Origin of the sequence: Alexandriicola marinus (assembly GCF_004000435.1) — a bacterium.
Classification (GTDB): domain Bacteria; phylum Pseudomonadota; class Alphaproteobacteria; order Rhodobacterales; family Rhodobacteraceae; genus Alexandriicola; species Alexandriicola marinus.
Genome location: NZ_RBVZ01000002.1, coordinates 468681 through 493864 on the forward strand (window position 1 = coordinate 468681; position 25184 = coordinate 493864).

General features: G+C 64.5%; 25 protein-coding genes. 12 read left to right on the top strand and 13 right to left on the bottom strand.

Annotated elements, in window-relative coordinates:
* Nucleotides 1-9: 9 nt before the first annotated feature.
* The 6 genes from EP376_RS08695 (at nt 10) to trmD (ending at nt 3586) form a co-directional block, all read left to right on the top strand.
* The gene (locus tag EP376_RS08695) at nt 10-546 is read left to right on the top strand and encodes a GNAT family N-acetyltransferase (RefSeq protein WP_164744895.1); all 537 of its coding nucleotides are present in this window, start codon (nt 10-12) and stop codon (nt 544-546) included.
* Entirely contained in the window at nt 543-839 is a 297-nt protein-coding gene (locus EP376_RS08700; protein ID WP_127655161.1) for a chorismate mutase, read from the top strand. Before EP376_RS08695 ends, EP376_RS08700 begins: the two co-directional genes overlap by 4 nt.
* Nucleotides 840-882: 43 nt before the next feature.
* Nucleotides 883-1257: a 30S ribosomal protein S16 gene (gene rpsP / locus EP376_RS08705; RefSeq protein WP_127655162.1), complete on the top strand. Its 375-nt coding sequence runs from the start codon at nt 883-885 to the stop codon at nt 1255-1257.
* A 60-nt stretch (nt 1258-1317) separates the two neighbouring features.
* Nucleotides 1318-1824 (top strand): ribosome maturation factor RimM, encoded by a 507-nt coding sequence (gene rimM / locus EP376_RS08710; RefSeq protein ID WP_127655163.1) that lies wholly within the window; start codon nt 1318-1320, stop codon nt 1822-1824.
* Nucleotides 1825-1884: 60 nt separating this feature from the next.
* The gene (locus EP376_RS08715; protein WP_127655164.1) at nt 1885-2700 is read left to right on the top strand and encodes a hypothetical protein; all 816 of its coding nucleotides are present in this window, start codon (nt 1885-1887) and stop codon (nt 2698-2700) included.
* Nucleotides 2701-2764: 64 nt separating this feature from the next.
* Nucleotides 2765-3586, top strand: coding sequence for a tRNA (guanosine(37)-N1)-methyltransferase TrmD (gene trmD, locus EP376_RS08720; protein WP_127655165.1), 822 nt, complete (start codon nt 2765-2767; stop codon nt 3584-3586).
* Nucleotides 3587-3590: 4 nt separating this feature from the next.
* On the opposite strand, the gene EP376_RS08725 is transcribed toward trmD, so the two are convergent.
* Nucleotides 3591-4886, bottom strand: coding sequence for an FAD-dependent oxidoreductase (locus EP376_RS08725; protein ID WP_127655166.1), 1296 nt, complete (start codon nt 4884-4886; stop codon nt 3591-3593).
* Nucleotides 4887-5137: 251 nt separating this feature from the next.
* On the opposite strand from EP376_RS08725, the gene rplS reads away from it, so the two are divergent.
* From rplS to EP376_RS08740, 3 genes are all read left to right on the top strand, one after another.
* On the top strand, nt 5138-5530 hold the full coding sequence (gene rplS, locus EP376_RS08730; protein WP_127655167.1) for a 50S ribosomal protein L19: 393 nt from the start codon (nt 5138-5140) through the stop codon (nt 5528-5530).
* An 11-nt stretch (nt 5531-5541) separates the two neighbouring features.
* Nucleotides 5542-5763 (top strand): 50S ribosomal protein L31, encoded by a 222-nt coding sequence (rpmE, locus tag EP376_RS08735; protein WP_127655168.1) that lies wholly within the window; start codon nt 5542-5544, stop codon nt 5761-5763.
* A gap of 277 nt (nt 5764-6040) precedes the next feature.
* A complete protein-coding gene (locus EP376_RS08740; RefSeq protein WP_127655169.1) occupies nt 6041-7003 on the top strand; it encodes an acetyl-CoA carboxylase carboxyltransferase subunit alpha in 963 nt (320 codons plus the stop codon).
* A gap of 15 nt (nt 7004-7018) precedes the next feature.
* Here EP376_RS08740 and EP376_RS08745 read toward each other — a convergent pair whose 3' ends face one another.
* From EP376_RS08745 to EP376_RS08760, 4 genes are read right to left on the bottom strand one after another with little or no spacing between them, the layout of a single operon-like run.
* On the bottom strand, nt 7019-7618 hold the full coding sequence (locus tag EP376_RS08745; protein WP_127655170.1) for a pyridoxamine 5'-phosphate oxidase family protein: 600 nt from the start codon (nt 7616-7618) through the stop codon (nt 7019-7021).
* A gap of 40 nt (nt 7619-7658) precedes the next feature.
* Nucleotides 7659-8393, bottom strand: a complete 735-nt coding sequence (locus tag EP376_RS08750; protein ID WP_127655171.1) for a lysophospholipid acyltransferase family protein — start codon at nt 8391-8393, stop codon at nt 7659-7661.
* 22 nt (nt 8394-8415) lie between these two features.
* Nucleotides 8416-9321, bottom strand: coding sequence for a cell division protein FtsX (locus EP376_RS08755; RefSeq protein WP_127655172.1), 906 nt, complete (start codon nt 9319-9321; stop codon nt 8416-8418).
* The gene (locus tag EP376_RS08760) at nt 9318-9992 is read right to left on the bottom strand and encodes a cell division ATP-binding protein FtsE (RefSeq protein WP_127655173.1); all 675 of its coding nucleotides are present in this window, start codon (nt 9990-9992) and stop codon (nt 9318-9320) included. Before EP376_RS08760 ends, EP376_RS08755 begins: the two co-directional genes overlap by 4 nt.
* 159 nt (nt 9993-10151) lie before the next feature.
* Here EP376_RS08760 and EP376_RS08765 point away from each other — a divergent pair, with 159 nt between their 5' ends.
* The gene (locus EP376_RS08765; RefSeq protein WP_127655174.1) at nt 10152-11015 is read left to right on the top strand and encodes a zinc-ribbon domain-containing protein; all 864 of its coding nucleotides are present in this window, start codon (nt 10152-10154) and stop codon (nt 11013-11015) included.
* A 13-nt stretch (nt 11016-11028) separates the two neighbouring features.
* Here the strand turns inward: EP376_RS08765 and EP376_RS08770 are convergent, their stop codons facing one another.
* The 5 genes from EP376_RS08770 to argH form a co-directional block, all read right to left on the bottom strand.
* Nucleotides 11029-13626 carry a TIGR02302 family protein gene (locus EP376_RS08770; RefSeq protein ID WP_338068387.1) on the bottom strand — a complete coding sequence of 866 codons (2598 nt, stop codon included), beginning with the start codon at nt 13624-13626 and terminating at the stop codon, nt 11029-11031.
* 52 nt (nt 13627-13678) lie between these two features.
* A complete protein-coding gene (gene lysA / locus EP376_RS08775; protein WP_127655175.1) occupies nt 13679-14944 on the bottom strand; it encodes a diaminopimelate decarboxylase in 1266 nt (421 codons plus the stop codon).
* 69 nt (nt 14945-15013) lie between these two features.
* Nucleotides 15014-16189, bottom strand: a complete 1176-nt coding sequence (locus tag EP376_RS08780) for a sugar-transfer associated ATP-grasp domain-containing protein (protein ID WP_127655176.1) — start codon at nt 16187-16189, stop codon at nt 15014-15016.
* 128 nt (nt 16190-16317) lie between these two features.
* Nucleotides 16318-16635, bottom strand: a complete 318-nt coding sequence (locus EP376_RS08785; RefSeq protein WP_127655177.1) for a DUF2834 domain-containing protein — start codon at nt 16633-16635, stop codon at nt 16318-16320.
* A 106-nt stretch (nt 16636-16741) separates the two neighbouring features.
* Nucleotides 16742-18136, bottom strand: a complete 1395-nt coding sequence (argH, locus tag EP376_RS08790; protein WP_127655178.1) for an argininosuccinate lyase — start codon at nt 18134-18136, stop codon at nt 16742-16744.
* Between the two features lie 27 nt (nt 18137-18163).
* Here argH and EP376_RS08795 point away from each other — a divergent pair, with 27 nt between their 5' ends.
* Nucleotides 18164-18763: a TlpA family protein disulfide reductase gene (locus EP376_RS08795; RefSeq protein ID WP_127655179.1), complete on the top strand. Its 600-nt coding sequence runs from the start codon at nt 18164-18166 to the stop codon at nt 18761-18763.
* Between the two features lie 2 nt (nt 18764-18765).
* Here the strand turns inward: EP376_RS08795 and EP376_RS08800 are convergent, their stop codons facing one another.
* Complete coding sequence (locus tag EP376_RS08800; RefSeq protein WP_238928698.1) at nt 18766-19323, bottom strand: YqgE/AlgH family protein; 558 nt, start codon at nt 19321-19323, stop codon at nt 18766-18768.
* 116 nt (nt 19324-19439) lie between these two features.
* Here EP376_RS08800 and EP376_RS08805 point away from each other — a divergent pair, with 116 nt between their 5' ends.
* The gene (locus EP376_RS08805; protein WP_127655181.1) at nt 19440-20237 is read left to right on the top strand and encodes a protein-disulfide reductase DsbD domain-containing protein; all 798 of its coding nucleotides are present in this window, start codon (nt 19440-19442) and stop codon (nt 20235-20237) included.
* Here the strand turns inward: EP376_RS08805 and EP376_RS08810 are convergent.
* Both EP376_RS08810 and EP376_RS08815 read right to left on the bottom strand, forming a co-directional pair.
* On the bottom strand, nt 20234-23605 hold the full coding sequence (locus EP376_RS08810) for an efflux RND transporter permease subunit (protein WP_203330981.1): 3372 nt from the start codon (nt 23603-23605) through the stop codon (nt 20234-20236). The two genes, EP376_RS08805 and EP376_RS08810, sit on opposite strands and share 4 nt — an antisense overlap.
* A 3-nt stretch (nt 23606-23608) precedes the next feature.
* On the bottom strand, nt 23609-25084 hold the full coding sequence (locus EP376_RS08815; RefSeq protein WP_127655182.1) for an efflux RND transporter periplasmic adaptor subunit: 1476 nt from the start codon (nt 25082-25084) through the stop codon (nt 23609-23611).
* Between the last annotated feature and the right edge of the window lie 100 nt (nt 25085-25184).

Below are 25184 nucleotides of genomic sequence, written 5' to 3' on the forward strand. Positions count from 1 at the left end.
GCGCCGGCAATGCGCAGGCGGGCCATCCTCGCCGCGATTCCCCGGATCGTGACGGAGCGGCTGATCCTCCGCGCCCCCCGCGCCGAGGACTGGGCCGTGCTGGAGCCGATCTGGACCACCGACCGCGCCCGTCATATCGGCGGACCGATGGAGGCCGAGGACGGCTGGCTCGATTTCAACCAGATGATTGCAAGCTGGCTCCTGCGTGGCTTTGGCCCCCTGACCGTGACGCTGAAGGACACCGCCGAGGTGATCGGCATCGTGAGCCTCGATCACGAATGGGGCGATCCGGCGCCGGAGCTGGGCTGGCTTCTGATCGAGGCGGCCGAAGGCCACGGCTATGCCACCGAGGCCTCGCGCGCGCTTGCCGATTGGGCGGCTGCCGAACTTGGCCCCGACGGGGTCGAGATCTATCTCGACCGATCGCATGACAAATCCGTCCGTGTCGCGCACGCCATCGGCGCCGTGGAAAGCGGCGGCCACCCGCTGGACCCTGACCGCGTCGCGGTCTATCGCCTGACCCCCGACATGGGAGCCATGACATGACCGACCCTGCCATCCGCGCCGCCGAACTCCTCAAGGAACATCGCGAGTCGATCGACCGGCTCGACGCGATCCTTGTGTTCACACTGGCCGAGCGTTTCAAACACACTCAGGCCGTGGGCCAGCTCAAGGCGAAGCATCGCCTGCCGCCCTCGGATCCTGCCCGCGAGGATCGTCAGATCGCGCGGCTCACCGATCTTGCGAACCAGGCCGACCTCGACCCGGAATTCGCCAAGAAATTCCTGGCCTTCATCATCCAGGAAGTCATCAAGCACCACGAACAACACCAATCTTGAGGGGGTCCGCCCCCCGACCTGCCATTCAAAGGAGATCAACCAAATGGCTATGAAAATCCGGCTCGCCCGCGGCGGTTCCAAGAAGCGCCCCCATTACGCCATCGTCGCCGCCGATTCGCGCATGCCGCGCGACGGCCGCTTCATCGAGAAGCTGGGCACCTACAACCCGCTTCTGCCCAAGGACAGCGAAGACCGCGTCAAGATGGATATCGACAAGGTCAAGGCATGGCTCGACAAGGGCGCACAGCCCACCGACCGCGTCAGCCGTTTCCTCGAGGCCGCCGGCGTGATCGAGAAGAAGGAACGCGCCAACCTCAAGAAGGGCACGCCCGGCAAGGCCGCCCAGGAACGCGCCGAGAAAAAGGCCGCGCGCGATGCGGCCCCCGCCGAGGCCGCTGCCGAAGAAACCGCAGAATAATCCGGTATTCCGATACGGGCGGCCTCCGGGTCGCCCGCATCCCCCTGCAGGGTCTGGCTCATGACGGATGAACGTATCGTCGTCGGCGTGATCGCAGGCGCCTTTGGCGTTCGCGGTGACGTGCGGCTGAAGTCCTTTTGCGCGACACCCGAGGACATCTCGGCTTATGTGCCCCTCTGGACAAGCGATGGCCGCGTTTTCCCCGCGATCACCATCTCGGGGCAGACCAAGGGCGCCCTGATCGCCCGGGTCGACGGCATCTCGACAAAGGAAGAGGCCGATGCCCTCAAGGGGGCGGAGCTTCTGGCGGATCGGGATCGCCTCCCGTCGCTTCCCGATGACGAATACTACCATGCCGACCTGATCGGCCTGCCGGTTCACGACAGCGGCGGCACGCTTCTGGGCCATGTCCGGGCCGTGCAGAACCACGGCGCTTCGGACCTGCTGGAAATCCACGCGCCGGGGCAACGAACGACCGTCTTGCTGCCCTTCACGCGCGAGGCGGTTCCCACCGTCGATCTGGCCGCGGGCCGGATCGTGGCCGATCCGCCAGAGGGTCTGTTCTAATCGGTGGACATCGGCACAACCTGCCCTTGAAAAACCGGCCCGCGACTCCAGTCTAGGTTCATGGGCAGGCGCATCGTCATTCACCCGGGCTTTCACAAGACCGGAACATCCTCGATCCAGCAGTTCCTGTGGATCAACCGGGACAAGCTGTCGGACAGGCTTGCCATCCTTCAATTGCGGCACCTCAAGGAGCCTGCACGAATGTGCATGAGCTTTTCGCGCAAGCAGAACCCGCTTCTGCTGTCCGATCTGGTCGAGGAACTCGACAAGGTGCTGGCCGCTCAGGGCATCACACCCGACGATCCACGAGACATTCTTGTCAGCTGCGAGGCCCTTTCGGGCCATTGCCCCGGCTGGCCCGGCGTCATCGACTATTCCACCGCCCCCTTCACCGCGACGGTCCTTGCGGGCTATTTCGAGGAACGGTTCGAGGGGGCGGAGGTGATGGTTCTCTATACCACCCGCGATCCGGACGATTGGCTCTGGAGCGCGTGGCGCCATCATCTTGTCGGTCAGAAACTGACCGAGGATTTCGACGATTGGGCCCGGCGGCTTCGTTCGGCGGCGGATTTCGCGAAGATCATCACCGACGTGGCCGGCGCGATCGTCCCGGCGCAGGTCTTTTCCCTGCCGCTCGCGGATTCGACCCGGCACGAAAAGGGGCCGGGCGGCTCCCTGCTGGAGCTTTTCGATCTTCCCGATCAACTGCGCCAATCCCTGGAACCGGTCGGCCATGCCAATCGCGGCCCCGACGAGACGCTTTCGCGCGAATTGCTGTGGCTCAACCGCTCCAACCTCGGGGAACACAAGCTGCGCAAGCACAAGGCCCGTCTTCTGGAAGAGGCCGGCGTCGTGGGATGGGTCAAACCCGGCTGAGCGGCGCGCTTGGCACGGACCGGCAGACGCTTGCACTGTCCGCCGCTTCACCTATGACGGGGACATGAGCGATTCCGATCCATCAAAGCCCGCCCGTTCCATCGGGCGCAAATCCATCCGGCCCACGCTGGTGCCCCGTGACCTGATGTCGGAGGATCCCGAACTGGCCAAGGCATGGTCGGTGCAGGTGATCACGCTTTTTCCCGATGCCTTTCCGGGTGTTCTGGGGCAAAGCCTGACCGGCAAGGCGCTCAAGGACGGGGTCTGGCAGCTTCGCCCTATCGACCTGCGGCTCTACGGCGAGGGGAAACATCGCAACGTCGATGACACGCCCGCCGGCGGCGGCGCAGGCATGGTCCTGCGGGCCGACGTGGTAGGGCGGGCCCTTGCCGATGCGCGGGCGGCCGCCCGGGGCCGGACGCCGATGATCTATCTCTCCCCCCGCGGCAAGCCGTTCGATCAGGCGATGGCCCGCAACCTTGCACGGACCGACGGGGTGATCCTTCTGTGCGGCCGGTTCGAAGGGGTCGATCAAAGGGTCCTAGATCATTTCGGGATCGAGGAGGTTTCGATCGGGGATTTCGTCCTGACCGGCGGCGAGATCGCGGCACAGGCCATGATCGACGCCACGGTGCGGCTCTTGCCCGGGGTTCTGGGCAATGCGGCTTCGGTCGAAGAGGAAAGCCACTCGAACGGCCTGCTGGAGCATCCGCAATATACCCGCCCCGCTGAATGGATGGGCCAAGAGATCCCGCCCGTCCTCATGTCGGGCAATCACGGCGAGATCGCCAAATGGCGTCGCGCCCAGAGCGAGGCCCTGACCCGCGCGCGCCGCCCCGACATGTGGGTGCGCCACGAGGCCGAGGCAAAGCCTGCGAGGAAGTGACGGGCTAGGCCGGGGTCAGCGCCCTTCCACCGATCCCCCGCACCCCCTGACGGACGAGTTCTTCGACGACGCGCGCGCGGTCGACCGCCTGAACGGTGCAGCCGTCACGGATCGCAAAGGCCGCGGCAACGCCCGCTGCCTGCCCCATCGCCATGCATTGCGGCATTCCCCGGACCGAGGCAAAGGCCGTCGGATCGGCCGACAGGATTCGGCCCGCGAACATCAGGTTCTCGATCGTCTCGGGGATCAGGGCCCGCAGCGGGATCGTGTAATAGCCGCCTTCCTCGATCATCGCATCATGGGTCATCTCGGACCCGGCCCGCATCACGTCATCGATCGGATTGTCGCAGGCGACGATTCCGTCGGAGAACTTGCGCCCGCGTGCAAGGTCGGCCCCGCTGACCCGGATCATCCCCTGCAGCTTGCGGGTCTCGCGCACACCGACGGTCGGGCCGAGGCTGGCCATCCGCGCCTCCTCGAAGCCCGGAACATCGGCGCGCAGAAATTCGGCCAGCTGAAGACATCTGCGCCGTCCTTCCTGCGTGGCGGCGGAAATCTGGTCGGGCCGCGTCCCGTCGACCCCGCGCACCACGACCGAGTTGCAGAACACCGTGTCGCGATGGAACCCGCGCATCAGGTAGAGCTGGTGCAAATCCTCATGCAGCCTGCCCTCAGAGATGCCTTTCGCGGCAAAGCGCCGGAAATAGGGATCGGGCTCGGCAAAGACGCGATCCCAATCGGCGCCCAGCATGTGGAATGACAGGGTCACCGCCATCATGTTGCCCTTGCCGTCACCCAGTTCGAACGGCACTCCGGATTTGGCCGAGATATCGCCATCGCCCGACGCGTCGATGACCATGCCGGCCGCCATGTCGTGGACCCCGCCCCTGTCGGCATAGCGGATCGCGCCGATCCGGTCGCCGTTCATCACCGGTTCGATCGCCGTTGCCCCGAGGTGGACATGCACCCCGGCCTCTTCGAGCATCTCGAACATCGTGATCGTCGCGATGTCATGATCGTACTGAATCTCCGGTCCGAAATTCGCTAGCGTGCAGGGCCGCGCCTCGGCCGCCGGAGGCTGCATGGCGAAAAGCCGATTCGACAGGTCTTCCATCAACCCGCCGACGATCGTGCCCATCGGATAGGCCGCGCCCCACGGCATCCCGGGGCAGAAAGCCATGACACCACCGACCTTCGGCCCGGCCTCCAGCAGATGAACATCGAGCCCGGCGCGACCGGCCGCGACCGCCGCCCCGAACCCCGCCGTTCCCCCTCCGACGACAACGACATCTGCTTTCATCGGCCCCTCCTCATGCAAGCCAGACTTGGGTGACGCAGGATTAGGCCTGCGTCAATCGGATCGGCACGGATTCCGCCTTGATCGAAAGGGGCGCCCGGCCTATACGGCTCCATCTTCGATGGCCGGGGCGACTCGGCCGTCGGGTGTTGTGCGGGTTGGACTCGTACCAATAGCAAACAAGAGCGGTCCGGGCCTGAACCCGGATCAGACATCATCCGCGGGCAAACCGCGACGTAAAAGGAGTGGATCAGATGAATCTGATCGAACAGCTGGAGGCGGAACAGATCGCCTCCCTCGGGAAGACACTTCCCGATTTCAAGGCCGGCGATACCATTCGCGTCGGCTACAAGGTGACCGAAGGGACGCGCACCCGGGTCCAGAACTACGAAGGCGTCTGCATCAGCCGCAAGAACGGCGAGGGCATTGCCGGTTCGTTCACCGTGCGCAAGATTTCCTTCGGCGAAGGCGTGGAGCGTGTGTTCCCGCTTTACTCCACCAACATCGAATACATCGAAGTGGTCCGCCGTGGCCGGGTCCGCCGGGCCAAGCTGTATTACCTGCGCTCGCGCCGCGGCAAGTCGGCCCGGATCGCGGAAGTTTCGAACTACAAGCCCAAGGCCGACAAGGCCGGGGCCGAAGCCTGAGGAGAGACGAGATGAAAGACGGCATCCATCCCGATTACCACATCATCGACGTCAAAATGACCGATGGCACCGTGGTTCAGATGAAATCCACCTGGGGCTCGGAAGGCGACACCATGTCTCTCGAGATCGATCCCAGCTCGCACCCGGCCTGGACGGGTGGCGGCACCCGCCTGATGGACACCGGCGGCCGCGTGTCGAAGTTCAAGAACAAGTATGCGGGCCTGACCCTCTGATCCGCATTGCAAACGTCTCGGAAGGGCCGCCCGCTTGGGCGGCCTTTTTCGTTGGGCATCTGGATGATGGGCCAGCGGCATCTCTGACCAGGTGCTGCCGAAAACCGCGATCGACCGCCCGCCGGAGGCCTTGGTCAAACCGGACGGGACGGTTCAGATCGTGATGCCGGCCAGCTGACCACAAACGTGGATAGCTGCCGCCGACAGGTCAGCGCGGCGTTGCAACTTACCCGCTTGGCATCCTATATCAGCCCGAACCCGGACCATGTGAGGCGCCATGACAAATTACCTCGAATTCGAGAAAGCCCTTGCCGAAATCGAAGGCAAGGCCGAGGAACTTCGTGCCATGGCCCGGTCGAGCGAGGACATGGATGTCGAGAAAGAGGCCAGCGCCCTCGACAAGAAGGCGGCCGATCTGCTCAAGACCCTCTATTCCGATCTCAGCGCATGGCGCAAATGTCAGGTGGCGCGCCATCCTGACCGGCCCCATTGCCACGATTACATCGACGCGCTTTTCACGGAATTCACCCCGCTTGCGGGCGATCGCAACTTTGCCGATGACCTGTCGGTCATGGGCGGGCTTGCGCGGCTGAACGATCAGCCGGTCATGGTCATCGGCCACGAAAAGGGCAACGACACCAAGAGCCGGATCGAACATAACTTCGGCATGGCCCGCCCCGAAGGTTACCGCAAGGCGATCCGCCTGATGGATCTGGCCGACCGGTTCGGCATTCCCGTCGTGACGCTTGTCGATACGCCCGGCGCCTATCCCGGCAAGGGCGCGGAAGAGCGGGGCCAGTCCGAGGCCATCGCCCGGTCGACCGAGAAGTGCCTGTCACTGAGCGTGCCGCTGGTTAGCGTGGTGATCGGCGAAGGCGGATCGGGCGGCGCCGTGGCCTTCGCGACGGCCAACCGCGTGATCATGCTGGAACATTCGATCTATTCGGTGATCTCGCCCGAAGGCTGCGCCTCGATCCTGTGGAAGGATGCCGAAAAGATGCGCGAGGCGGCCGAGGCCCTGCGCCTGACGGCCCAGCACCTCAAGGAGCTGGGTATCTGCGACAAGGTCGTGATCGAGCCGCTGGGCGGCGCGCATCGCGACCCGCAGAAAGCCATCGACGATGTGGGCAAGGCGATCAGCGCGGCCCTTGGCGAACTGAGCAATATGGATGCCAAGGCCCTGCGCGACAATCGCCGGCGGAAATACCTGGGCCTCGGCTCGAAGGGGCTTGCGGCCTGATCGCAGTCGCCGCAGTCACCACATCCGTTCGCGGGCCTGTTCGGGATAGGTCGCATCATAGGTTTCGGCATCGAAACCGGCATCCCGCTCCTTGAGGAACTGGCCCGCCGTGGGCAGGCCCGCGCTGTCATCGCGCGACCACAGGCCCGCGCGCATGATGGCCTTGGCACATTGGAAATAGACCTCGCCAATGGTGATCACGATCACCGTCTTGGGATGCTTGCCATTCTGTTCGAAGCTTTGGGTGATCTCCGCATCCGCCGTCAGACGCGCAGTCCCGTTGACCCGCACGACAGTGCTTGATCCGGGGACCATCAGCATCAGGCTCACCCGCCCATCCCGGACGATGTTGCGCAGCGAATCGAGACGGTTGTTGCCCCGCCAATCCGGCATTTGCAGCGTCTGATCGTCGATGATCCGAACAACAGGGCCGTCCTCGCCCCGGGGCGATCCGTCCGTCCCGTCCGGCCCGACGGTCGTCAGAACACAGAAGCGCGCCGCGTCGATCCAGTCGCGATACAGCGGGTTGAGCCGATCAACGACCTTGGTGACCGCGCCGGAGGACGGAGCCCCGTAGATCGCGTCGAGTTCCGATACATCCATGATGCTGCGCATGAGTTCGCCTCTTGTTTGGGTCGCCGCACTGGCGACCGTCTCAGGCAGAGGGGTCGAAACCCGCCTCGGCCATCAGCTCATTCGACCGGGTCTCGACGACCTGTTCAAGCTCCTGCATGAACTCCGCCACGGGCTTGCCTGCGGTGATCCGGGGCAGAAACTCGACCACGGCGGTTCCCGGCGTCCGCATGATCCCGCGCTTTGGCCAGAACAGGCCCACATTGCAGGCCACCGGCACGCAATCCTGACCCAACTCGGTGTAAAGGACACCGGCCCCCACCTTGTAGGGCGCCTTCACACCGGGCGCGATCCGCGTTCCCTGTGGATAGATGATCAGCTGTCCCGGCGCGGCGTCGCCCGCTTTCACATCGCGGACCATCTGTTGAATCGCCTGCGTCCGCTTGCCCCGGTCGACCGGGACGCAGCCGATCATCTTTGCGTATTGGCCAAGGATCGGCGCGCGCAAAAGCTCTTTCTTCATGATGAACTTGCCCGCCGGAACGGCGCTGTAGATCATGATGATATCAAGGAACGACTGGTGTTTGGCCGCGATCAGAACCTCGTCCGTGGGCGGCGTGCCGCGCACCTCGGTGCGGATACCCACCATCCAGCGCGCGCTCCAGCGGACCCAGTCGACCCATGCATGACATGCGCGGATCGCACCTGCCCGACTGAACAGCGCCCATGGCAGAAAGATTAGTGCGACGGGCAGCATCATGAAATAGACCTGCCCCACGAAGACAAGGGATCTCAGCCACTGGATCGCATATCTCATCGGGCGGGCCTTTGCGGATGGGTCATGATTGTTCCTTGAGGCTGCGCAGCGCGGCCGAGCGCGTGGCAAAGAATGCGACGACCCCGGCCAGCGGGGGGATCAACAAGGGCAGGAGCCATCCCGTCCCCCGGAAACCGAGCCCGGTGAGAAAGCCGCCGGCAATATCCGCGCGTGGCAGCAGAAGGATGCCAAGAAGCCCTGCCAGCATGCCGATCGCGGCACCGGCCATCGCCCGAAGGGTGAACCTGCGGACAAAGGCCCGCGCGATATAGGCGTCCTGCGCGCCCACAAGGCGCAACACGCGGATCACCTGGGCATTGGCGGCAAGTGCGGCCTGAGCGGCCAGCGTGATCATCGCAGCCGTCGCCCCGCCGATCAGGACAAGCGACACGATGCCCAGCCCGCGCAGACGCGAGGCCGCCTCCACCAGCGGTTCGCGCCAGCGCGTGTGATCGTCCAGCACAGCGCCCGGCACCTCGGCCTGAAGCCGGGCCCGCAGGCCCGTCGGGTCATAGCCATCGCCCTCTTCGACGATCTCGATCAGTTGCGGGATGGGCAGTGTCTCAAGCGGCAGTTCGGCGCCGAACCATGGCGTCAGCAGATCGCGCTGTTCCTCGGTCGTGAGCGCACGCGCGCTGGCAACACCCGGTGTCGTCTCCAGCAGGCGAAGTGCCGCTTCGGTCTGGGGCCCAAGCTGGCCCGCCGGCGCCGAGATCCGCAAGGTCGAGGTGCGGGCCAGTTCCGCGGCCCAGCGATCGGCCAGACGGTCCGTCGCAAGGCTGAGTGCCAGCGCGAACACCGCGAGGAAAGCCATCGCCGCGGACGTGAAAACGGTCAGCGTGGCGGTAAACCCGGTGGGGGGGACGACGCGGTCGGCCTCCCGGTCGCCCACGACAAGAGCGATGACAGACGTCAGCCAGCCGCTCACAGATCCGCCCCCGCTGCCTGCAATTGCCGATCCTTGAGCCGCAGGACGCGGGCCTGAACCTGCGCCTTGGCGGCACGGATCAGGTTGAGGTCATGGGTCGCCACCATCACGGCCTTTCCCATCCTGTTCAGTTCCACCAGGAGCGTCAGAAGCCTTTGCGACATCTCCCAGTCGATGTTTCCCGTGGGTTCGTCCGCGATGATCACATCAGGCGAGGTGATGACCGCACGTGCAAGCGCCGCTCTCTGCCGCTCTCCGCCGGAAAGCTGCGGCGGGCGCTGTGCGGCCTGACCGCTCAGCCCGACCCACCCCAGAAGATCGGACAGGTTCGGCTCGATCTCGGCATGCCGGCCAGAGGCCGTCAGCGGCAGCGCCACGTTTTCCGACACCGGCAGGTGGTCGAGAAACTGGCAATCCTGATGAACCACCCCGATCCGGCGCCGCGACAGGGCCACATCGTCGCGCGTCATGTCGCGGACATCTTTCCCGAAAAGCGACACCGTCCCATGCGTCGAGATCAGTTCACCGTAGCAAAGCTTCAGGAAAGTCGTCTTTCCGGCACCCGACGGCCCGGTCAGGAAGTGAAACGAACCCGGCGCAAGGGTGAGGTTTATGCCCGCGAAAAGCTCGCCCCGGCCATAGGTATAGGCCACGTCCCGTAACTCGATCACCCCGGTGCCCCTTTGCGTTGCTGCCTCTCTTTGCCCAAATCTGCCACAGGTTTCAATCGAAGCACTTGATTGCAGCAGCAAAACTTGGCGTGACTCCGCCCAACTGCTACGATTTCGGAAAAAGCAGTCAGCTAGTGATACAGGCAAAGGACCGTCGTGATGCGACTAATCTGTCCGAATTGCGGTGCCCAATACGAAGTCGCCGATGATGTCATCCCGGCGTCGGGCCGGGATGTTCAATGTTCGAATTGCGGTCACACGTGGTTCGAAAGCCCCGGCGCCTCTGTCGCCGAAGAAGCCGGAGAGCCCGCGCCACGCATCCCCGATCCTCAGCCCGAGCCGGAACCGGAGCCCTGGCCCGAACCTGAGCCTGAGCCACAACCCGAACCTGTGGCCGAAATCGAAGACGACGAGCCCGACGAGGCTGAGCCTGACGTCGTGGTGCAGGAAAAGGGTCCACAACGGCGCGAACTTTCGCCTGAGATCTCTCGCATCCTGAAGGAAGAGGCCCAGCGCGAAGAAGCGCAGCGTCGCGCCGAAGCCGCCTCCATCGAAAGCCAGCCCGACCTTGGCCTCGACGCACCTGTCGACCGAGAGGAGCAATTGGCCGAGGAGGCGCGCAGGCGCATGGCACGGATGAGGGGCGAGCCTGCCCCCGCCATCGGTGCGGCCGTAACGGCGCAATCCGGCACCCGCAAGGAATTGCTGCCCGATATCGACGAGATCAATTCAAGCCTGCGTTCGGAATCCGAACGCCAGATCGACTCTCACGTTCCGGAGCCGGAACCCGAGGTCCAGCGGCGCAAGGGGTTTCGCTACGGGTTCAGCCTGATGCTGGTCATCGCGACAGTGCTTCTGCTGGCATACCTTTATGCGCCGCAGATCGCTACCCGCGTCCCTGCCCTGTCGGGACTGCTCGAGACCTATGTCGAGACCGCCGACCGGCTGCGCATCTGGCTCGATATCCGGGTTCAGGGACTACTCGAAAGCATGATCGGATCGGGCGAGACTGGCGGCAGCTGACGCCGGTCTCCCGTCAGAACCGTTCGAGCAGACGCCTGAGGTAATCAAGCTCGCCTTCGGGGCGTTCCTGTTCACCGGCGCGGCGGCGGATCTCGTCGAGGATTTCCTCGGCGCGGCGATAGACATCGCTGCCTTGCAGAAGGCTCTCTTCGGTTCCGAACTGGCCGTTGTTGCCCATTTGCCGCCCCAGAGGATCGCGGCGGGACGGTTCGACCTGTCCTTCGGCGCGGCCTTCCTGCTGGCCCTGACCCGGTTCGTTGTTCTGGTTCTCGGCCAGCGCTTCGCCAAGGCTCCGCATCCCGTCGCGCAGCGCGTTCATCGCCTCGGCCTGCTGGTCGATCGCCTCGGCCAGATCGCCCTCCCGAAGGGCGTCTTCGGCGTTGTCCATGGCACCTTCGGCGCGGCCCAGCGCGTCGCGGGCGGCCTCTGCCTCGTCGCCGCCGAGCGCCGGCAGATTGCCTCTTTGGCGCTCCAACTCGTCACGCAGGGCCTGTTGCCTGTCGGCAAGGCTGCCTTCGGGATCGGCTTCGCCGCCCTGACCCTGATCGGATTGCTGGCCCTGCCCGGAAGGGTTGTCCCCCGGACTTTGCCCCTCACCCTGCTGGCCGCCCTGCGGCTGCTGGCCCTGCTGGCCCTGCTGACCGGGCTGGTTCTGCGGCTGTCCGTTGAACTGCTCCTGCAATTCGCGGAAGGATTCGTCCGACAGCTGTTGCTGATCACGAAGCGTCTCGGCCAGATCCTGCATGGATTGCTGACCGGGCGATTGCGGTCCCCCCTCACCGTTTCCTTGCGTGACCTGAAGGTTCTCCATCATCTGGTTGAGCTGTTCCATCAGCTCCTGCGCCTCGGCCATCCGGCCTTCTTCCATCAGCTCCTGGATCCGGTCGAGAAGCGCCTGCAACTCGTCCTGAGTGATCTGCATCGAATTCTCAGAGGTCTGCGGCTGATCGGTGCCGTCGCCCTGCGGCTCGGCCTGTTCGGCCAACATGCGCATGTAATCGTTCATCGCATCGCGCAGTTCGTTCATCAGCTCGGCAATTTCCTCGTCCGAGGCGCCATTGCGCATGGCCTCGGCCAGACGCTCCTGCGCGCGGCGCAGGCGTTCGCGCGCATCGGCAAGCGTGCCTTCCTCAAGCTGGATCGCGAGGTCCCAAAGGGCCTCGGTGATCTCGGCCACGTCATCATCCGACAGGGCGCCTGCCCTGATCATCTCGTCCAGCCGGCGCAGCGTGAAATTCAGCCTCAGATAGGTGGTCTCGTTCGGGAAGAACCCCTCGGGTTCATGGGCCACGGCGCTCAGCATCTGCCAGACACGGCGGCCGTTCTCGCGCGACCACAGAAGATCCCGCCGCTGTTCGATGACGGCCCGCGCGATGGGCTGAAAGAACCGGCGACCCGGAAGGATCATCTCTTCGGGCGCAGCTTTGCCCAACTGCCCCTCTCCGTCCCGGACACTCAGCGTGACGGTAACAGGCAGGTTGGCAAAGGGATGTTCGCTGAAATCGTCGATCAGGGTCTCGGTGAACGCGTCTCGGTCGCCGGCAAACGGCATCGGCAGGTCGACGATCACCGGATCGCGCGGCTCGGGCGCGATCGCCAGGCCATGGACCCGCTCGACCGCGTCCAGATCGAGGGCGATCTCGGCCTGACCGGCGATCACCGCATAATCGTCGCTGGCCTCGAACGGCAGGGCCATTTCGCCCATGGCATCGGCCTCGACCGGGCCCGCAACGGCAACCGCCGGGGCCGCATCGTCGATCATCCGGATATCCCAGGATGCGCCGCCCTCGCCCTCGATGGCGAGGCTGCCGCTTTGGGCCACGGTAATCGTCGGCTGGGCCACGTCTTCGCCCGCAGCCTCGGCCTCGGGGTCGGGCACCGCGCCCGAGACGGTTTCCGAAATCGTCAGGCCGCTGTCTTCGCCGTAGATCCGGATCGTGATGCGGCTGCCCTCAGGCGTGACAAGAAGCCCCTCGGGAATGTCAGCCAGATACATCGAGGGCCGCCCGGTATAGGAGGGCGGCTCGACCCATCCTTCCCAGACCGGCCCGGTGGCGATCTGCTGGCCGGCCGCGGGCTGCGCCACCCCGACATCCGGCACCCGCCAGAGCGCGCCGAACAGAAACGCCGCCGCCAGAAGAAGAAGCGCGATGTATCGCAGACCGAACGGATCGCGGGACGCCACCTTGAGGTCGGGTTCGACCGCGCGCGCCTCGCGGCTACGGGTCGCCATGCGCGAAAGATGCGCCTCCCAGACCGCGCGGGAGGCCCCGTCGCCGCCACCAATGGCCAGCGTGTCATGCAGCGCCGCGATCGGACGGCCCGGCAGGCGGGCGTCGACACGGGCCTCTGCCTCCTCCCAGTTGGGAAGGACAAAGCGCCGAAAGCCAAAGCCCGCGGCAATTACCATCGCCGCGATCCAGACGACGGCCAGCCCGATCTGCCAGTTGGCGGTGATCTGTCCGGCCCATCCGGTCAACAGGACGGCAAGCCCTATGGCCACAATCGTCCAGAGCGGCCAGAAGCCGCGCACAACCTGTTCGGCGACCATGCCATACCGGGTCAGCCTGATCGGCCGTTCCAGGTGACTCAGGTCCGGGCGTTTATCCAATGGCGTAAGAGACAGAGCGACTCTCCCGTTTCATGGCCCTCAACATAGAGTGTCAGACCCATTCGGGAACCGTATCGCGCGAAATCATTTCTTCATAGGTGGGCCGCGGGCGGATAACCGCGAATTGATCACCACTGACGAGCACTTCCGGCACCAGCGGGCGCGAGTTGTATTCGCTGGCCATCACCGCGCCATAGGCGCCCGACGAACGGAAGGCGACGAGATCGCCCTGCGCAAGCCGTGGCATCGACCGGCCACGCGCAAAGGTGTCCCCCGTTTCGCAGACCGGACCCACGATGTCATAGGCATGGGGTTCAAAACCCGGAGCAGGCTCCACGACCGGGACGATGTCGTGATGCGCCTCATACATGGCCGGGCGGATCAGGTCGTTCATCGCGGCATCCACGATAAGGAAATCGCGATCCTCGCCCGATTTCACGTAGATCACCTGGGTCAGCAGGATGCCGGCATTGCCGGCGATCAGGCGCCCCGGTTCGATCTCGATCTCGCAGCCAAGATGGCCGACGGTCTTGCGGATCACATCGCCGTAGTCCAGCGGCAGAGGTGGCGCCTGATTGTCGCGGGCATAGGGAATCCCAAGGCCGCCCCCCAGATCCAGCCGGGTGATCTCGTGCCCGTCGGCGCGCAGCGCCTCGGTCAGGTCGGCCACCTTGCGATAGGCCGCCTCGAAGGGGTCCAGCTCGGTCAGCTGGCTGCCGATATGCACGTCTATGCCGATCGCCTTGATCCCCGGAAGGCGCGCGGCATGTGCATAGACCTCGCGAGCGCGGCTGATCGGGATACCGAACTTGTTCTCGGATTTGCCGGTCGCGATCTTGGCGTGGGTCTTCGCATCCACATCCGGGTTCACGCGCACGGTGATCGGCGCGACAACACCCAGCGCGGAGGCGACCTCGGACAGGGCCTCCATCTCGGGTTCGCTCTCGACATTGAATTGCCGGATCCCGCCGGTCAGCGCGATGCGCATTTCCTCGCGGGTCTTGCCTACGCCGGAAAAGACGATCCGGTCGCCCGGAACACCGGCGGCACGGGCGCGCATGTATTCCCCGGCCGAGACCACGTCCATCCCCGCGCCCGCATCGCCCAGAAGCTTGAGCACCGCCTGGTTCGACAGCGATTTCATCGCGAAACAGACAAGATGATCCATGCCTGCCAGCGCCTCGTCGAACAGCCGGAAATGGCGCAGCAGCGTCGCCGCCGAATAGACATAGACGGGGGTGCCCACCTCGGCCGCGATCTGGGCAAGCGGGACGTCTTCGGCCATCAGCTGGCCGTCGCGATAGAGAAAGTGGTCCAATGGAAATCCCCGACGAATGGCTTCGCCGGGGATACACCATGTCAGCCGGGAAACCCAAGCGTGAAAGCGTCACGCATGGGCCGGATCGGCCCCATCGAAACGGCTTGCGATCTTTTCGATCCGCGGACGCAATTCCTTGCAATAGATGCCGCGGCCTTCCGCGATCTGGTAGAGCGTGTGAAACGGGTTGGTGTTGCATTCCACGATCAGCGGCCCGTCCTTGCCCAGCGCGATATCGAAGCCGAGGATCCCGATCTTGGGCAGGGTATCATGCGCAGCCGTGGCGAGTTTGACGACCTCATCCCACATCGGGATGGCAAAGCCGTCAAAGGCCGCTCCGGTCGTCGGATGCGTGTCGAGCGTTTCCTGACGGATGCCGGTGCCGCGGCGCACGGTACGTATGGTCCCGTCATCGGGGTTGAGCGCGGCCAGCAGGCTCCCGTCCTGCCAGAAGTTGTCCGACATCGCGTTGGGCGCAGGCAGTTTCCAAAGGGCGTAGAGAAGGTTGGCCTTTTCACCGTCGTGAACGGTCACGACCCGCACTGTCCCCACGGCCGGCCCCGCGACGCGGGTGGCCTCCGGATGCTGCTCGACCACATGCTGGAAGGCAAAGCCGTCGGAATAATCCTCGATGATCTCGCGCGCGAAATCCGCGACCTTGATGGACTGGCCATTGCCGATCTTAAGCGTGTCGGTCGCCGCGTCAAAGCTGTCGATCCGGGCCGAGCCCACGCTGCGGGAGCCTTTGTCAGGCTTGGCGAACAATGGATAGACGGCCTTTTCGCGCAGAAACTCCGCCACAGCGGCCTCGTCATCGAGGTTCGGGATGTAGGAAATCTGCCCGCTGTACCCCAGCGTCGCCTGCGTCGTGGTGACGGACAGGTCCTTGGAGCGAAAATAGGCCTCGGCCAGCGCCTTGCGCATCAGGATCTGACGCTCGAGCTTGACCTCGTCGGCGTTGCTGAGCCGCTTGTTCAACTCGAGGTTCGCGTCGGACCCCACGAATTCGCACTTTTCTTCCATCGACTTGGACGGATCGAACAGACGCAGATCGTAGTAATCGTTGAAGCGGATGCCCTGTGCGCCATAGCGCAGCTTGAGCATATGGTAGAATTGGGTGAACGGGCTGACGCCCGACTGCTTGGCCGCGGCGGCGACAAGATCGGGCTTCGGCTCCGGCGGAGGGGGCGGGTCGGCAAGAAGGACCTTCTTGACGGGGTCGCTGGGTTTCGTCGGGCTCGTCATCCTTGGCGCTCCTCTGGCATGATCAGCTCATGCCGGATTTCTCGACCGTCAATCGGGCAAGAATGGGGCGACAACGAAACAATTTCCCGGTTTCCGGGGCGCCTTCCCCAGATGAGGAAACAATCCGATCAGGTGACCGGTCGGGTCCGGAGGAACAGGTAAAGCGGCAACCCGCAGCTGACCCCGATGCAATAGGTGGCGGGGATCGCGATCAGGGCCGACCAATTCTTGCGGGTGAAGGTCTCGGCGAGGATCCAGATCGTGAGCGTGATCGCCGCGATCGTCAGATCCCATGTCAGACCCGTCGTCGACCAGTTGACATACCATGCGTCGATCAGACCGCCCAGACCCGTTCCCTCGGCGCGCATATAGCCCAGGAAGTAATACATCGGGTGGATCGTGCCCCAGACCGCGAGGGCGAGATACAGCATCCGCAAGGCCGACATCAGAACACCTCGTTGGCGATTGGGGATCCGCCCGGAACGCTGGGCGGGCCATCCGCGCCGCAGGCCGACGCGAGGCCGAGGGTCAGGATGAGGGCGATCTTGCGCATCAGGTCAGGGCCGCTTTCCACCGGGCAATCTGTTCGCGCACCCGTTCGGGTGACGTTCCTCCATAGGAAATGCGGCTGGCAACAGAATTGTCCACCCCCAGAACACCGAAGACGGCCTCGGTGATCCCCTCGTGAACCGAGCGCATGTCTTCAAGGCTCAGGTCCGGCAGATCGCAGCCCTTGCCCTCGGCCATCGACACAAGGCTTCCGGTCACGTGATGGGCTTCGCGGAACGGCAGGCCCAGTTCGCGCACCAGCCAGTCGGCCAGATCGGTCGCGGTGGAAAAACCGGTGCCTGCCGAGGCAGCCATCGCCGCGCGCTGGGGAGACATGTCGCCGGCCATGCCCGCCATCGCGGCCAGCGCAAGCATGAGGTTGTCGGCCGCGTCGAAGACCTGTTCCTTGTCTTCCTGCATGTCTTTCGAATAGGCCAGCGGAAGGCCCTTCATCACCGTCATCAGCGCGACATTGGCGCCGAAGATGCGCCCGATCTTGGCGCGGATCAGCTCGGCCGCGTCTGGGTTGCGCTTTTGCGGCATGATCGACGACCCGGTCGACCAGCGGTCCGACATCTTGACGAAGCGGAACTGCGCCGAGGACCAGATCACCAGCTCTTCGGCAAGGCGGCTCAGATGCATGGCGCAGATCGAGCTTGCGGCGAGGAATTCGAGGGCGAAATCCCTGTCAGACACCGCATCCAGCGAATTGGCCATCGGCCTGTCAAAGCCCAGCGCCTCCGCCGTCATCTCGCGGTTGATCGGAAAGGACGTGCCGGCAAGGGCCGCCGCGCCCAGCGGACATTCGTTCATGCGCGCACGCGCATCCTCGAACCGGCCACGATCGCGCGAGAGCATCTCGACATAGGCCAGCATGTGATGACCCCAGGTCACGGGCTGCGCCACCTGAAGATGGGTGAACCCCGGCATGACCCAATCGGCCCCGGCCTCGGCCTGACCCAGAAGCGCTTTCATCAGCGCGGTGATCCCGGAGATCGCCGCGTCGCATTGATCGCGGACCCACAGCCGGAAATCCGTCGCCACCTGGTCGTTGCGGCTGCGCGCGGTGTGCAGGCGGCCAGCCGGTTCGCCGATGATTTCCTTCAGACGGGCCTCGACATTCATGTGAATGTCTTCAAGCGCGGTCGAAAAGGCGAAATTACCCGCCTCGATTTCTGACAACACCGTGAGCAGGCCTTCCCGAATGGCCTCGGCGTCCTTTTCTGTGATGATATCTTGAGCGGCGAGCATCGCCGCATGCGCCCGGGAGCCCGCGATGTCCTGTTCAGCAAGCCGCTTGTCGAAACCGATCGAGGCGTTGATCGCCTCCATGATCGCGTCGGGACCCGCCCCGAACCGGCCGCCCCACATTGCATTCGCGTTCGAATTGTCCGACATGTCGTCCCGTATCCAGAAGGTGTTCCAATGATGAAAGCCGTCATCCTGACTGCCGCCGCAGCGATCGGGCTCGCCGGTGGGCTATACTTGGCCTTGGGCAGCGGGGAAAGCCCTGCCAGCCAATCGACCGGGGTCGATCTTGCCGCGCTGGAGCCTTTGCGTCAGGGCGACATGGCGAAACTGCGCCTTGCGACAGCCGCCGGATCGGACACCGCCTTTACGGCGGAATCCGGGGGCGAGATGACGCTTGCCGAATTCGAAGGCAAGTTCACGCTGGTCAATTTCTGGGCAACATGGTGCGCGCCGTGTCGCGAAGAGATGCCTCAGCTGGCCGCTCTTCAGGATGAATTCGGCGGCGAGACGTTCGAGGTCGTCACCATCGCCACCGGGCGCAACGCTGTGCCTGCGATGCAGGCCTTCTTCGAAGAAATCGGCGTGTCGAACCTGCCGCTTCATCGCGATCCGGGACAGGCGCTTGCCCGGGATTTCGGTGTTCTGGGTCTTCCGGTGACGGTGATCCTCGATCCCGCGGGCCAGGAGATCGGCCGCCTTCAGGGTGAGGCCGACTGGGCCGCGCCCGAAGCCCGCGCCCTTGTCGCGGCGCTGATCGGGGCCGAGCCCGGCTGAGGTCAGGCCCGGCCGGACGTCGCCGAAAGCGTGACTGGATCGATGCCGAGCGATTTGACGGCTGCCATCCATTTGTGCTCGTTCGCGCGGCCAAAGACGATGTCGGACCTCGCGTCCGACGTCAGCCAGCCGTTCTGCGCGATCTCGGATTCCAGCTGACCCGGCCCCCAGCCTGAATAGCCCAGCGCAAGGAACGACGATTTCGGCCCCCGGCCCTGCGCAATCTCTTCGAGCACATCGAGCGTGGCCGTCAGCCCCATCTCGTCATTGACCATAAGCGTCGATTCGCCGGACTTGTAATCGGCCGAATGCAGAACAAAGCCGCGCGAATTTTCGACCGGTCCGCCGAAATGCACCCGGATATCCCGCATCCCGGGCTGTGCATCGATCTCCAGCTGGGTCAGCAGATCGGAAAACCGCACCTCGGGTGTGGGCTTGTTCACGATCAGGCCCATGGCGCCATCTTCGGAATGCGCGCAGACATAGACGACGCTTTGCGAAAAGCGGGTATCGCCCATTCCCGGCATCGCAATCAGGAATTTGCCGCTCAGATCGGACATGATATCACTCATACCACGATGATGTGATGCCTCGGGGCCACGTGCAAGGGGGGGACGGTGCCGGACTCTCACAGACGTGACTTCCATTTCAGGGCCCGAATGCCGACATCAGGATCATGATCAGGACACTTGCATTCGCAGCGGCGCTTGCCGCAGCCACCCCCGCTCTCGCAGACGAGATGCCGGACCTGTTGGCCGAGTTGGAGATTCTGCCCGGCTGGGAGTTGCAGAACGGAAACCTCATGGTCGGGTTTCAGTTCTCGCTTGCCCCGGGATGGAAGACCTATTGGCGCGCGCCGGGCGACGGCGGCATTCCGCCGCTGTTCGGCTGGTCCGGGTCGCAGAACGTGGCGGGCGTCCAGTTTCACTGGCCGGTTCCCGAGGTCTTCGATCAATCGGGAATGCGGTCGATCGGCTATAGCGACAGGATGGTCCTCCCGGTCGAGATCATCCGCAACGAGGCGGGTCCCCCGACCCATCTGGCAGGTCAGGTCGAGATCGGGGTCTGCGAGTATGTCTGCGTGCCCGTTCAGCTGACCTTCGACGTGGTGCTGCCCGACGACAGCCACAGGCATCCTGCCATCGTCGCGGCCCTGATCGACAGGCCCATGACACCGGCCGAAGCCGGGGTGGGCAGCGTCCGCTGCGAGATCGCGCCCACAAGCCGGGGCATGGAAATCACAGCGACGCTGGGCCTGCCGGCAATGGGCCCCGGCGAAGAGGTCGTCATCGAGGCGGGCGATCCGCTTATCTGGGTCTCGGAACCCGAGGTTCAGCGATCGGGCGGCACGTTGATGGCGCAGGCCGAGATGATCCATGTCGATGGCGGCGGCGTCACGATCGACCGGTCGGCCATGCGATTCACCGTTCTGGCTGATGGCCGCGCGGTCGATATCCGGGGCTGCACCGGCTAGGTGCGCGCGCCCCGGCGACCGAAGATCGCGCCTGCGATATAGATTACCAACAACCCGATCAGAACCAGCGCGAGATAGGCGCCCAGCGCCGGGCCGAAGCCAAAGCCTATCGCGGGCAACAGGTCGGCCACGACGGGCCATGCCTGCCCGTTGATCAGCACCGGCAGGACGATGGCCGCAAAGACCCCTGCCGACCAGAGCACCGCAAGCCGCGTCAGGCCCCGGATGCGCCGCGACGGTGCCCCCACGGCCCGCCGGGTCGCAGAGACCGCCCGTGCCCAGTCTTCCTGCATGGCCAGAAGCGACGGCACGATCATCAGGACAAGAACCATCCCGAAGGCCAGCCCGTAGACCAGCGTGATCACCGTGGGCTTGAGAAATTCCGCCTGCGTCGATCCTTCATATAGCAGGGGCGCAAGGCCCAGCACCGTCGTGGCCGTCGTAAGGAAAACCGGGCGCAGCCTGTCGGCGGCGGCGTCGATGATCGCGGGCCGCAATCCACGGTTTTCGGCATATTCATCGACCGTGGTCACCAGCACGATGGAATCGTTGATGATGATCCCGACCATGCCGATCAGCCCCACGACAGTGAACAGGGACATGGGCACATCCCACATGTAATGGCCGAAGATCGTCCCGACCAATCCGAAGGGAATGATCGCCATCACCACGATGGGCCGGGTCCAGCTGGCGAAAATCCACGCCAGCACGAGGTAAATCCCTACAAGACAGAGTATCAGGCCGCGCAGCGCGTCGTTCAGGAATTCGTTTTCCTGCTCGCTCAGGCCCGACATCCGCGTCTCGACCCCGAAATCCGATTCCAGCCGGGGCAGGATATCGCCCGAAATGCTGTCCATGATTTCGGTCGCCCGGGCCGCGTCGTCATCCTCGAGCCCTGCGGTGACGGAAATCAGCTGGATCCCGTTCTCGCGCCGGATCGTCGAAAAGCCCCGTTCCCGGCTGACCGTCACGATATCGGCCAGCGGAACGTATTGCCCGCTCGAGGCGCGCATCAGCGTCCGGTCGAGGAAATCGGCCGTCAATTCGTCGGCGGGCAGCTCGACCCGGACGGTGGCCGACCGCGCGCCCACCGGATAGCTGGCGGCCTCCACGCCGTTCAGCCGGCTGCGCAGGGTGCGGCCCAGATCATCGATCGTGAAGCCCAGCGCCTGCCCTTGCGGGGTCAATTCGAGGATCAGCTCGTCCTTGTCATAAGCCAGCGTGTCTTCGGCGCCCGACACCTCGGCAAAGACCGAGAGTTCGGCCTTCAGAGCCTCTGCCGCGGCCTTGAGCGTATCGGCATTGGCTCCGAAGATCTGGACGTCGATATCGTCGCCGCCCGGGCCGCTGCCCCAACTGCGGAAACTGACCGTCTCGGCCAGCGGATGCATCGGAATGGCTTGCTGAAGCTGCGTCACGAATTCGCGCGACGAATAGGGCCGCGAATCCGCGTCGATGAGCGAGATCGTGATCGCGCCAAGCTGGTAGGACTCCTTGGTATCGGCACCCGCAAGCCCCCGGCCCGAATTGCCGCCGATCTGCGCGATGGCGAATTCGATCGGGTTGTTGCCATGCTCTTCCTCAAGCTGGGCACCCAGATCCTCGGCCGCCTTCTGCATCATCTGCATCATCTCGAGGCTGTCTTCCCGCGTGGCGGAGGGCAGCATCGCGAAATTGCCCGTGACCGAGCCCTGTTCCGGTGCCGAGAAGAACCGCCACTGCACATCGCCCCGAACGAACAGCGTGACCTGGCTTGCCAGCGCAAGAATGGCGAGGCCGATCATCGGATAGCGCATCACCAGAACGAACGACATCAGCGGCTTGAACAGGGTTTCGCGGATCCACGAAAAGCCCCGGTTGACCTGCCGGGACGGCCAGTCATACCACCGCTCTTTCGCCCGGTGGGCCATGGCGTGGCTCAGGTGGTTGGGCAGGATCAGGAAGCATTCCACGAGGCTCGCAATCAGGATCGCGATCACAGTAAACGGAATGTCCGAGATCAGATCCCCGAACCGCCCCCCGATGATGACAAGACCGAAGAACGCGATCACCGTGGTCAGCGTCGCGGAAAAGACAGGCGTGAACATCCGCTTGGCCGCGTTTTCGGCCGCGACCACCGGCGGCTCGCCCAATCGGCGCGCGCGGAAGTCGACGTGTTCGCCCACAACGATCGCATCGTCGACCACGATCCCCAATGTCAGGATCAGCGCGAAGAGAGAGATCATGTTCAGCGTCAGCCCGAAGGCATACATGATCGCGATACCCGCGAACATTGCGACCGGGATACCGGCAGCAACCCAGAAGGCCGTGCGCGCACTGAGAAACAGGAACAACAACACGACGACCAGGCCAAGCCCGATCAGACCATTATCCAGCAAGAGCGCCAGCCGGCCCGAGATGGCATCGGCCCGCGAATTGACCAATTCAACGGTGACGCCCTGCGGCAATTCGGCTTCGAATTCGCGAACCACCTCGCGCACCGTCTCCTCGATCCCGATGGCGTCGCCCTGTGCGGATCGATCCACGCGTAGCTGCACGGCCGGGTTGGGCCCGACGAAATAGGCCTGATCCCGGTCGACACCCTCGACGGTGATCGAAGAGACATCACCGACGGTCAGGCTCGATCCATCGGCATTCTGTCGCAGCACTATCGAAGCGATGGCATCGGCGTCGCGCTTGGCAACCCCGGTTCTGACGCGTGCGTCGCCGGCATCGCCCGCGGGATCGGCATTGACCTCCTGCCCGATGGCGGAGGCGATTTCCGAAAGGCCGATGTCGTATTGCACGATCGAAAGGGACGACACTTCGACGATGGTCGAGGGCGCCGCGACACCCTGAACCGAAACCTGCGTCACGCCTTCGGAAAACAGTCGCACCGACAGGGTGTCGGCAAAGCGCGCCAACTGATCCACGCCAACCGGCCCAGACAGGACGACATCGGTGACCCGATCCGACCAGCCCCCGCGCCTGACCGACGGCTCGTCCGCATCGTCGGGCAGGTTCGAGATCGCGTCGACCGCCTGTTGGACATCCTTTTCGGCCCGCTCGATATCGTAGCCCGGCTCGAAATCCAGCGATACGCTGGCCCGCCCTTCGGTGGACCGGGCGTTCGATCCGGTCACACCTTGGACGGCCAGCAAAGCGGGCTCGAGGACCTGGACGATTGCCTCGTCGACGTCTTCCGCGCCTGCGCCATCCCAGCTGACCGAGACGGACAGCGAATCGACGACCACGTCAGGAAAGAACTGCGCCCGCATGTTGGGAAAGGCCACGACACCCGCCGTGAGCATCAAGACAAGGCACAGGTTCGCCAGCGTCCGGTGACGGGTGAAATAGGACAGGATGCCCTTCGAGATATCAGGCTGCATGGATCAGCCCCCCATCCGCGATTCGAGGCGATTGACCGTCTCGAGCGGAACCTCGTCCTGCTCGAGCTGTGCCAGAAGCCGTGTCTTGGCCTCGTCCGGCATCCGCTGGTTGCCTTCGACATAGGCCACGAGCCGCGCGCGCCGGTCGGGATCCAGCTTGACCATTTCCGGGATCGCCGGAGGCGCCGCCGAGGCGGTTTCCTCGCCCGTGGGCGCGCCGATCGGACGCACCTTAATGCCCGGGCCCAACAAGGGCGTGCGTGCGGCGACGGCCGAGCGCCCGGCAAACTCTCCGGCCCGGACAAGGACATCGTCCCCCTGCCGGCGGACGAGTTCGACTTCGGCCAGTTCCAGCCGGTCCTCTTCACCGAGAACGAGGATGGTGCCATCGGGGCCGAGTGCGGTCGCCGGAAGGCGTGCGATACCGTCGATGGGCGGCTCACGCACGGTCACGGACACGAAATCACCAGCGCGGAAGCTGGCGGCAGCATCGATCGCGGCAAAGATCAGGCGGCCCGTGAGGCCGTCACCCACGGTGGGGCTTTCGCGAACGATCCGGCCCGAGACCTGCAGATCGATCCCTTCGATATCCAGCCCGATCGCCACGTCGAGCGGCCGCAGGCGGCCGTCCTGATCAAGAAGCGTCGCATATTGCGCAGTCGAAACCCGCAGCGCGACTTCGAGCGCGTTCGGGTCGACCAGCGTCGCAACCTGTTCATTCGCCGTAATGCGGCTGCCCACACCAACGCCGACATTCGACAGGACACCGTCGAACGCGGCGACGATCTCTGTCCCCTCAAGGGTGCGGCGGGCCTCTTCGACGTTCAGGCGGGCCAGCGTGGTGCGGTTCACGTTCTGATCGATCAACGCCTCGGCCTGCGCGACGGCCTTGCGCCGGGCCAGAACGGTCTGGCGCGCGCTGCTGTCGGCCAGTTCGGCGGCCTCGAGTTCCGGCGCCGTTCCGATCCCGCGCGCCTGAAGATCACGCTGGCGCTGCAAGGCCGAGGCGCGGAGGTCTGCCTGCTCCTGCGCGGCAATCAGGTCATCGCGGGCGATCGAAAGATCGCGCTCGGCGTCGCGTTCGGCGGCCAGTGCATCGGCCAACTCGGCCTCGCGCCGGGCCAGATCGGCCTGCGCATCCGCCGGATCGACCCGAAGAAGGATTTCACCCGCCTCGACCCGACCGCCCTCGATCATCTGATCCGACACATAGACGACCGTGCCGCCCACGGAGCCCCGGATTCCCACCGTGTTGCGTGATCGGATTTCCCCGAAGACCTTGAGCTCCGGTGCGATCCTCTCGGGCTGCAGTTCGACCACGTTGACGGCGATCACCTGCTCGCGCTGGGGGAAGCTGCGCGGCTCGGCATTCATCCTGTCGGTCACGGCGCCAAAGACAAGGCTGCCCGCATACCCGATGATCGCCAGACTCAGCGAAAGGATGAAGACGCCCGTGAGGGCGCGGCGTAGAAATCGCATGTCGCGTTTGCTCCTTGGGGCAGGACAGGCGACGCGGCCGTTCAGCCCCCGAATTTGGTCTGTTCATGTTTTTTACGCATGAACCGCTGATTTACGTCAA